Raw genomic sequence first — 8,251 nt, forward strand, 5'->3', positions numbered from 1 at the left:
GAACTTCTCCACGCGCAAACTCGCCGCGTTGGGCATTGATCAACGCCAAGTGGTGCAAAGCCTGCAATCACAGAACGCCGTGACGCCTGCCGGGGTGATCGAGGCCGGGCCGGAACGGATTTCGGTGCGCACGTCCGGGCAATTCGCCTCGGAGAAAGACCTGGCCAACGTCAACCTGCGGCTCAATGACCGTTTCTACCGGTTGGCGGACATTGCCGATATCAGCCGTGGCTACGTCGACCCGGCGCGGCCGATGTTCCGTTTCAACGGCAAACAGGCGATTGGCTTGGCCATTGCCATGCAGAAGGGCGGCAATATCCAATCCTTCGGCAAGGCGCTGCACACGCGCATGGACGAACTGACCGCCGACCTGCCAGTGGGCGTCGGCGTGCATAAGGTTTCCGACCAGGCCGAAGTGGTGGAAGAAGCCGTCGGCGGCTTTACCAGCGCCTTGTTTGAAGCGGTGATCATCGTGTTGGTGGTGAGCTTTATCAGCCTTGGCATGCGTGCCGGCCTGGTGGTGGCGTGCTCGATTCCACTGGTGCTGGCGCTGGTGTTCGTGTTCATGGAATACAGCGGCATCACCATGCAGCGGGTGTCGCTGGGCGCGTTGATCATCGCCCTCGGCCTGTTGGTGGACGACGCGATGATCACCGTCGAGATGATGATCACGCGCCTGGAAAAAGGCGAAACCAAGGAGCAGGCGGCGACCTACGCCTACACCTCGACGGCTTTCCCGATGCTCACCGGTACGCTGGTGACCGTCGCCGGCTTTGTGCCGATTGGCCTCAACGCCAGTTCGGCGGGTGAGTACACCTTCACCCTGTTTGCGGTGATTGCCGTGGCCATGCTGGTGTCATGGGTGGTGGCGGTGCTGTTCGCGCCGGTGATCGGCGTGCATATCCTCAGCGCCAACGTGAAACCGCATGACGCCGAACCTGGGCGCATCGGCCGCGCCTTCAATGGCGGCATGCTCTGGGCCATGCGCAACCGCTGGTGGGCCATCGGCATTACCGTGGGCTTGTTTGTGGCCTCGGTGTTCTCCATGCAGTTTGTGCAGAACCAGTTTTTCCCGTCCTCGGACCGCCCGGAAATCCTCGTCGACCTCAACCTGCCACAAAACGCTTCGATCAATGAGACGCGCAAGGCCGTCGACCGCCTTGAAGCAATCATCAAGGACGACCCGGACATCGCGCGCTGGAGCACCTACATTGGCCAGGGCGCGATTCGTTTCTACCTGCCCCTGGACCAGCAACTGGAAAACCCCTACTACGCGCAGTTGGTCATCGTGAGCAAGGGCCTGGAAGAGCGCGGCGCCTTGATTGCGCGCCTGCAAAAACGCCTGCGCGATGATTTTGTCGGCATCGGCAGTTATGTGCAGCCGCTGGAAATGGGCCCGCCGGTGGGGCGGCCGATTCAGTATCGCGTGTCGGGCAAGGATATCGATCAGGTGCGCAAGCACGCTATCGAACTGGCGACCTTGCTGGACCAGAACACCCACCTGGGCGAGATCATCTACGACTGGAACGAGCCCGGCAAAGTGCTGCGCGTGGACATTGCCCAGGACAAGGCGCGGCAACTGGGGCTGTCGTCGGAAGACGTGGCGCAGTTGATGAACAGCGTGGTCAGCGGCGCTTCGGTGACCCAGGTACACGACGATATCTACCTGATCAACGTCGTTGGCCGCGCCGAAGATGCCGAGCGCGGTACGCCGGAAACCTTGCAGAACCTGCAGATCGTCACACCCAACGGCACCTCGATTCCGCTGCTGGCCTTCGCCACCGTTCGTTATGAGTTGGAGCAGCCGCTGGTATGGCGTCGCGACCGCAAGCCGACGATCACCATCAAGGCCTCGGTGCGCGATGAGATGCAGCCCACGGACCTGGTGAAACAGCTGGCGCCGACCATCGAGAAATTCAGCGCGGGGCTGCCGGTGGGTTACAAGGTGGCCACCGGCGGCACCGTCGAAGAAAGCGGCAAGGCCCAAGGCCCGATTGCCAAGGTGGTGCCGCTGATGCTGTTCCTGATGGCGACGTTCCTGATGATCCAGCTGCACAGCGTGCAGAAGATGTTCCTGGTGGCCAGTGTCGCGCCACTGGGCCTTATTGGCGTGGTGCTGGCGCTGATCCCCACCGGCACGCCCATGGGCTTTGTGGCGATCCTCGGCATTCTGGCGCTGATCGGCATCATCATCCGCAACTCGGTGATTCTGGTGACGCAGATCCACGAATATGAAGTGGCCGGCTACACACCATGGGACGCGGTGGTGGAAGCCACCGAGCACCGGCGCCGACCGATCCTGCTCACCGCAGCGGCGGCCAGCCTGGGCATGATCCCGATTGCGCGGGAAGTGTTCTGGGGGCCGATGGCTTACGCGATGATTGGCGGGATCATCATTGCGACCTTGCTGACGCTGCTGTTTTTGCCGGCGTTGTATGTGGCTTGGTACAAGATTCGCGAGCCGAAAAAAGAACAGGCCTGACCATCGGAGCCTTCCTGAATGGATGTGGGAAGGTTCTTTGAAACACTTTTCGAACACTTGCTGAGGCTTATGTGCATTACCCTCCGGGCCTGATCTTGTCTGGAAGGCCCGTGCCATGCGTCATTTTTTGCTGGTTGTCAGCCTGTTGTTATCTCCACTGGCATTAGCCGGCACCGTGTTGGAAAACGCCCTGTGGCGTGTCGAACTCGACCCCGCCACGCTCGCGCTGCGCGTTACGCCCGCAGGCGAGACCTCGGTGCAGGCGTCCAGCGGTGTGGCTGCCCATGCTGTCAGTGATTTGCAAGCGGGTGCCGAGCAGGCTGCCTGGCAGTGGGACAACGGCGCCTATCGCCTGACGGCTCGCCTTGAGCAGCGCGACCTGTCCCTGACCCTCAGCGCCCGCGAGCCGGGTGAACTGCCGCTGCTGCGCCAACCCGCTGCGGCCATGGGCAAGGGGTTGATCTGGCCCTTGGCCGAAGGTCATTACGTACCGGCCGGTAACGCCGTGTGGAAAGCGTTTTTGCTGGAGCAGGGCGAACTCAATACTACCCAGGACCTCAGCCTGCCGTTATGGGGCATGGATCACGGCCGCTTCACGTTGAGCTGGTTGCTGACCAACCCCTACAACAACCACTTGCAATGGCAGGCCGACGGCCAGGGCCTGGCACTTTCGGTGGCTCACGAATTTACCCGTCTTGACCCCACGGCGCCGATGACCTTGCGCTTGCACCTGGGTGACGCCGACCCATTGGCCGGTGCCAAGCGCTATCGCCAATGGCTGGTAGAGCAGGGCCGCTACGAGCCGCTGGCGGACAAGCTGCAACAAACCCCCGAGGCCAAAAAACTGCTGGGCGCCAGCCATGTCTACCTGTGGGGCAACAGCCTGCTGGCCCCCGCTGATGTGCGTGATTGGCCGCTGCTGGTCAAACGCTTGCGCGGCCATGCACTCAAGGGGTTGATGGACAAAGAGGCGACTCAGGTTCTGGCGCAGGCCAAGGCTTTGAACCGTTATGAGCAAGGCGTTTTGTTGCGGGGCCTGAATGCGGCGATCAATCAGCAAGCGCGGCAGGCTTGGCAAGTCGAAGACCCGGACATGACCCGACTCGCCGCCCGCTATGGTGAACTGCGCAGCGAGCTGGCCAAGGACTTTGCCGGGGCCTTGACCGGCACCCCCGAGACCTGGGGCAGCCAGACGATTCAATCCCTGCGCGACGCCGGGCTGCCGCGCCTGTTGCTGACCCTGGGCGAAGGCTGGGAAGGTGGCCTGTGGCATCCCGAAGCAATTCGCGCCGGTGTCGCAGCCGGTTACCTGGTGGCGCCCTACGACTCCTATGAAACCGCCTTGTCCGCCAGCGAAAACCCGGACTGGACCACCGCGCACCTGGGCGCCAAGGCCTACCGTGACTGCGCGATTGTGCTCAAGGACGGCAAGCTGAAAACCGGCTTCCAGCAATCGGGCCACTACATCGACCCGCGCTGTATACGGCCTTTGCTGGAAGCACGGGTGAAGGCGGTGCAGGCCAGGGCCGGTTTTAACGCCTGGTTCCTGGATGCCTACGCCACCGGCATGGTGTTCGACAGCTACCGTGACAGTGCGCCCATGACTCAGGCGCAGAACGCCGAAGGCAATATCGACGCCTCCCGTTGGATCAACACGGTACTCAAGCTGCCGGCGGGTTCCGAAGATGGCAATGCCAGCACCGCCCAAGGCACTCTGTTCGCCCACGGCATGCAGACGCCGGTGATCGGCTGGGGCGATCGACAGATGACCCAGGACAAGCAATCGCCCTATTACGTCGGCAACTGGTACCCGCCGGAGCAGCCGGCGGTGTTCTTCAAGCCCGTGCCATTGAAAGAGCCGTTTCGCACACTGTACTTCGACCCGACCATGCGCCTGCCGCTGTACCAGGCGGTGTTCCACGGTTCGGTCATCACCACCCACCATTGGCTGTTCGACAACCTGAAGCTGAGCAATGTGCGGGTCGAGAACGAGCTGACCCAACTGCTCTACAACGTGCCGCCTTTGTATCACCTCACGGATGCGACGCTTAAGCAGCGGCTGCCGGTGATCCAGCGTCAGGACCGTTTCTTCAGGCCGTTGCATCAGCGTTTGGCGGCTCAGGCGATGACCGATTTCCGTTGGCTGACGGCGGACAAACAGGTGCAGCAGACTACCTTTGCCGATGGCACAAGGTTGGTGGCGAATTTTTCTGTGCAGGAGCAAGAGGGGTATGTGGGGCGCAGTGTGACGGCGTTGGTGGTGGGTGAAAAACCGGTGGTGTATCAGGTGGATCCGTAGCGCCGGTTAAATCGCCATCGCAGGCAAGCCAGCTCCCACATTTTGATGTGTGAATACCTTCGAATGTGGGAGCTGGCTTGCCTGCGATAGCGTCAGATCAAACAACGAGTCTCTAGGCCTTGCGCCACACACTCGCCAACCAAGGCTGCTGCTCCCGCGGCAACCCGGCCGGTCGGTAGTAATGCTCCAACTCCACAAACCCAGCCTCTGTCAGCAAACCCCGCCACGCCTCCAGGTCGTGATAAGACCCGTACCGAGGCCCATTCCAGCCTTCCTGATTCTCACCCCGAGGGTTGGAACTGAACAACACACCACCCGGCTTCAGCGCCCCATGCAGCTGCTTGAGCACCCGAGGCAGTTCCTGTTTGGGAATATGAAACAGCACCGCATTGGCAAATACCCCATCAAAGCGCGCGGCGGGTAAAGCCAGCTTCAGGAAGTCCTGCTGCAACACTTCACAACCACTGTCTTCACGCGCCATCTGCGCGAAGCGCTCAGAGCCATCCAGCCCGACGGCGATATGCCCCATGCGCGTAAACGTCTGCAAATCCCGCCCAGGGCCGCAGCCGAAATCCAGCACGGTGAACGGGGGCGTGCCCTGGATATGCCGCAGCAGGGCGTCGATGTTCTGGCTCACATCGTGATCGCGGGTGCCTTCGCGGAAGTCTTCGGCGACTTTGTTGTAGTGGCCGAGGGTGGTGGTGGTGATCTGGTTGAGGTCGTCGGGCTTTAGGGTCATGACGGGTAATACCGGGCGCTGAGATTGCCCGACTATACCTCACCTCTCCCTCACCTCTTATTAAGCACCCGCGCCAACCGATCCCCACCCAACTGAATCACCGCCACCAACGCCACCAGCAGCACAATCACGGTCAGCATGATCTGCGTATCAAACCGCTGGTAGCCATACCGATACGCAATGTCCCCCAAGCCTCCAGCCCCAATCGCCCCGGCCATGGCCGATGAGTTGATCATCGTCACCAGGGTAATCGTAAACCCGCCGACAATCCCCGGCAGCGCCTCGGGAAGCAGCACATGCCAGATAATGTGCCAGCGCCGGCAGCCCATGGCTTGTGCAGCCTCGATCAAGCCGTGATCGACCTCACGCAAACTCACCTCGGCGATCCGCGCGAAGAACGGCGTGGCGGCGATGGTCAGTGGTACAACGGCGGCCCACACGCCATAGGTGGTGCCGACGATCAGCCGGGTGAACGGGATCAGCGCCACCATCAGGATCAAAAACGGAATGGAGCGGAACAGATTGACGAACGCCCCCAGCACGCGGTTCAGCGTGGGGGCTTGGTAGATGCCGCCCTTGTCGCTGGTGACCAGGAACACCGCCAGCGGAATACCTGCCAGCAACGCGATCAGTGATGACACGCCGACCATCAACAAGGTGTCGATGGCGCCCTGCAATAAACGATCAAACCACATAGCCCAGTACCTCTACCTGTTGCGCCCAATTCCCCGCGCGGCTGCGCAACTCTTCGGCGTTGTGGGGCGAGCCATTTACCGCCAACAGCAATTGCCCCAGGGCATGCCCCTGAATCCGTTCCACACCGCCTTGCAATAAGCGCACGCGCCCTCCGAGGGCAGCGAACAGCGCGGCCAGGTCGGGTTCGTCCGCGGCGCTGCCGGTGAACTGCAACCGCAACACCACCGCCGCCGTCGACGCAGGTTCAGCCTGCAAGCGACTTTGCAGGTCTTCCGGCAACCCGTGTTGCAACGGCGCCAGCAGGGTTTGGCTGACCTCGTGCTGCGGGTTGCCGAACACTTGCCACACCGGGCCTTGCTCGACGATGCGCCCGTGTTCCAATACCACCACGCGGTCGCAGATATCGCGAATCACCGCCATCTCGTGGGTGATCAACACGATGGTCAGGCCCAGGCGCTGGTTGATCTCGCGCAACAGGCCGAGGATCGATTGGGTAGTTTCCGGGTCGAGGGCCGAAGTGGCTTCGTCGCACAGCAAAATCTGCGGGTCATGCACCAGCGAGCGGGCGATGCCCACGCGCTGCTTCTGCCCGCCGGAGAGTTGCGCCGGATAGGCTTTGTGCTTGTCTTTGAGGCCGACCAACTCCAGCAACTCGCGCACTTTTTGCTCACGCTGCAGCTTGGGCACACCGGCGACTTTCAGCGGCAGTTCGACGTTCTGCCACACGGTCTTGGCCGACATCAGGTTGAAGTGCTGGAAGATCATGCCGATGCGCCGCCGCAGCGCCACCAGGCGGTCTTCGTCGAACTCACCGATGTCCACCTGATCAATCAATACGCGCCCGCTGCTGGGTTGCTCCAGGCGGTTGATGGTGCGGATCAGCGACGACTTGCCGGCGCCGCTGCGGCCGATGATGCCGAACACTTCACCGTGCTGGATCGCCAGATCAATGCCTTGCAGGGCATGCACGGCGCCGTCATAGGTTTTGCCCAGGTTGATAAAACGCACATGGGCGCGGTTCAGGTCCGGGTGCAGCTCTGTCTGCTCGGCGGCCCTGGGCGGCGTGCCCAGGTCGCGCAGTTGGGCGTTGGCGGCGGTCATTTTTTATCTTCCCAGCCGACTTGGTAGAGCTTGCCGAGGGATTTATCCAGCGCCGCACGTACCACCGGTGAGTGTTGGTAGATGTCGACGAACTTGATCACCCGCGGGTCGGTTTTGCTCTTGGGCTGGATCACAAACTGAATCACGTATTCCGGGTGATCGAGGCCGTCGAACAGCAGCGCCGACTCGGCATCGAAGGTCTTGGACAGGCGGATATAGGCCGGGTAGCCCTGCACCAGATCGGCGTCGTCATAGGCGCGCACCAGTTGCACGGCCTCGACTTGCAGGATCTTGAGCTTTTTCGGGTTGGCGATGATGTCTTCTTCGGTGGCCTTGTAGCCCACGCCCGGCTTGAGGCTGATCAGCCCGGCCTTGGCCAGCAATTGCAGGCCGCGACCGCTGTTGATCGGGTCGTTGGCAATCGCCACGCTGGCGCCTTGGGGCAGGTCGTTGATGGTTGTGTACTTCTTGGAATACAGCCCGACGTTATTGATGATGCCCGGGGCATACGGCACCAGGTCAAAACCGGCGGCGGCCTTGGCGTTTTCCAGGAACGGAATGTGCTGGAAGTAGTTCACGTCGATATCGCCGGCGGCCAGACTGACGTTGGGCGCGATCCAGTCGGTGAACTCCACCAGCTCGACTTTAAGGCCTTGCTTGTCGGCTTCGGCCACGGCGGCTTCGAGGGGAATCGCGAAGGCCGCGGTGGTGCCGATTTTCAGCGGTGCGTCGGCGGCAAATACGGCCGAGCTGAACAAGCCGAAGGCCAGGGCCAGTGCTTTGACTGGGTGGGAGAGCCGTGTCTTTTTCATAATCGATTTCCAGTCATAAGGTAATGGATAAGAACAATGCGGTTCTAAATGTGGGAGCTGGCTTGCCTGCGATAGCGGTCTGTCAGCCACATTTTTTTTGCTGACCCACCGCCATCGCAGGC

6 protein-coding genes are annotated in these 8,251 nt (G+C 61.5%); 2 read left to right on the plus strand and 4 right to left on the minus strand.

Features of this window, described 5'->3' with window-relative positions:
• Both FEM54_RS17845 and FEM54_RS17850 read left to right on the plus strand, forming a co-directional pair.
• On the plus strand, positions 1 to 2,482 hold a 2,482-nt coding region (locus tag FEM54_RS17845), incomplete at its 5' end, for an efflux RND transporter permease subunit (protein WP_138452211.1).
• A 115-nt stretch (positions 2,483 to 2,597) separates the two neighbouring features.
• Positions 2,598 to 4,781: a glycoside hydrolase gene (locus FEM54_RS17850; protein WP_138452213.1), complete on the plus strand. Its 2,184-nt coding sequence runs from the start codon at positions 2,598 to 2,600 to the stop codon at positions 4,779 to 4,781.
• Between the two features lie 112 nt (positions 4,782 to 4,893).
• Here the strand turns inward: FEM54_RS17850 and FEM54_RS17855 are convergent, their stop codons facing one another.
• The 4 genes from FEM54_RS17855 to FEM54_RS17870 are packed head-to-tail and all read right to left on the minus strand — an operon-like array spanning position 4,894 to position 8,129.
• Positions 4,894 to 5,520 (minus strand): class I SAM-dependent methyltransferase, encoded by a 627-nt coding sequence (locus FEM54_RS17855; RefSeq protein ID WP_017135740.1) that lies wholly within the window; start codon positions 5,518 to 5,520, stop codon positions 4,894 to 4,896.
• Positions 5,521 to 5,570: 50 nt separating this feature from the next.
• The gene (locus tag FEM54_RS17860) at positions 5,571 to 6,215 is read right to left on the minus strand and encodes a methionine ABC transporter permease (RefSeq protein ID WP_017135739.1); all 645 of its coding nucleotides are present in this window, start codon (positions 6,213 to 6,215) and stop codon (positions 5,571 to 5,573) included.
• Positions 6,205 to 7,317, minus strand: a complete 1,113-nt coding sequence (locus FEM54_RS17865; protein WP_138452215.1) for a methionine ABC transporter ATP-binding protein — start codon at positions 7,315 to 7,317, stop codon at positions 6,205 to 6,207. The genes FEM54_RS17860 and FEM54_RS17865 overlap by 11 nt, the downstream gene beginning before the upstream one ends.
• Positions 7,314 to 8,129 (minus strand): MetQ/NlpA family ABC transporter substrate-binding protein, encoded by an 816-nt coding sequence (locus FEM54_RS17870; protein WP_138452217.1) that lies wholly within the window; start codon positions 8,127 to 8,129, stop codon positions 7,314 to 7,316. The genes FEM54_RS17865 and FEM54_RS17870 overlap by 4 nt, the downstream gene beginning before the upstream one ends.
• Positions 8,130 to 8,251 lie beyond the last annotated feature (122 nt).

Source organism: Pseudomonas edaphica (assembly GCF_005863185.1).
In the GTDB taxonomy this organism is placed as follows: domain Bacteria; phylum Pseudomonadota; class Gammaproteobacteria; order Pseudomonadales; family Pseudomonadaceae; genus Aquipseudomonas; species Aquipseudomonas edaphica.

Coding starts and splice junctions, on each gene's coding strand:
- FEM54_RS17865 (WP_138452215.1), bottom strand. CDS start 7,317: ATGACCGCCGCCAACGCCCAACTGCGCGACCTGGGCACGCCGCCCAGG.
- FEM54_RS17870 (WP_138452217.1), bottom strand. CDS start 8,129: ATGAAAAAGACACGGCTCTCCCACCCAGTCAAAGCACTGGCCCTGGCC.
- FEM54_RS17855 (WP_017135740.1), bottom strand. CDS start 5,520: ATGACCCTAAAGCCCGACGACCTCAACCAGATCACCACCACCACCCTC.
- FEM54_RS17860 (WP_017135739.1), bottom strand. CDS start 6,215: ATGTGGTTTGATCGTTTATTGCAGGGCGCCATCGACACCTTGTTGATG.
- FEM54_RS17850 (WP_138452213.1), top strand. CDS start 2,598: ATGCGTCATTTTTTGCTGGTTGTCAGCCTGTTGTTATCTCCACTGGCA.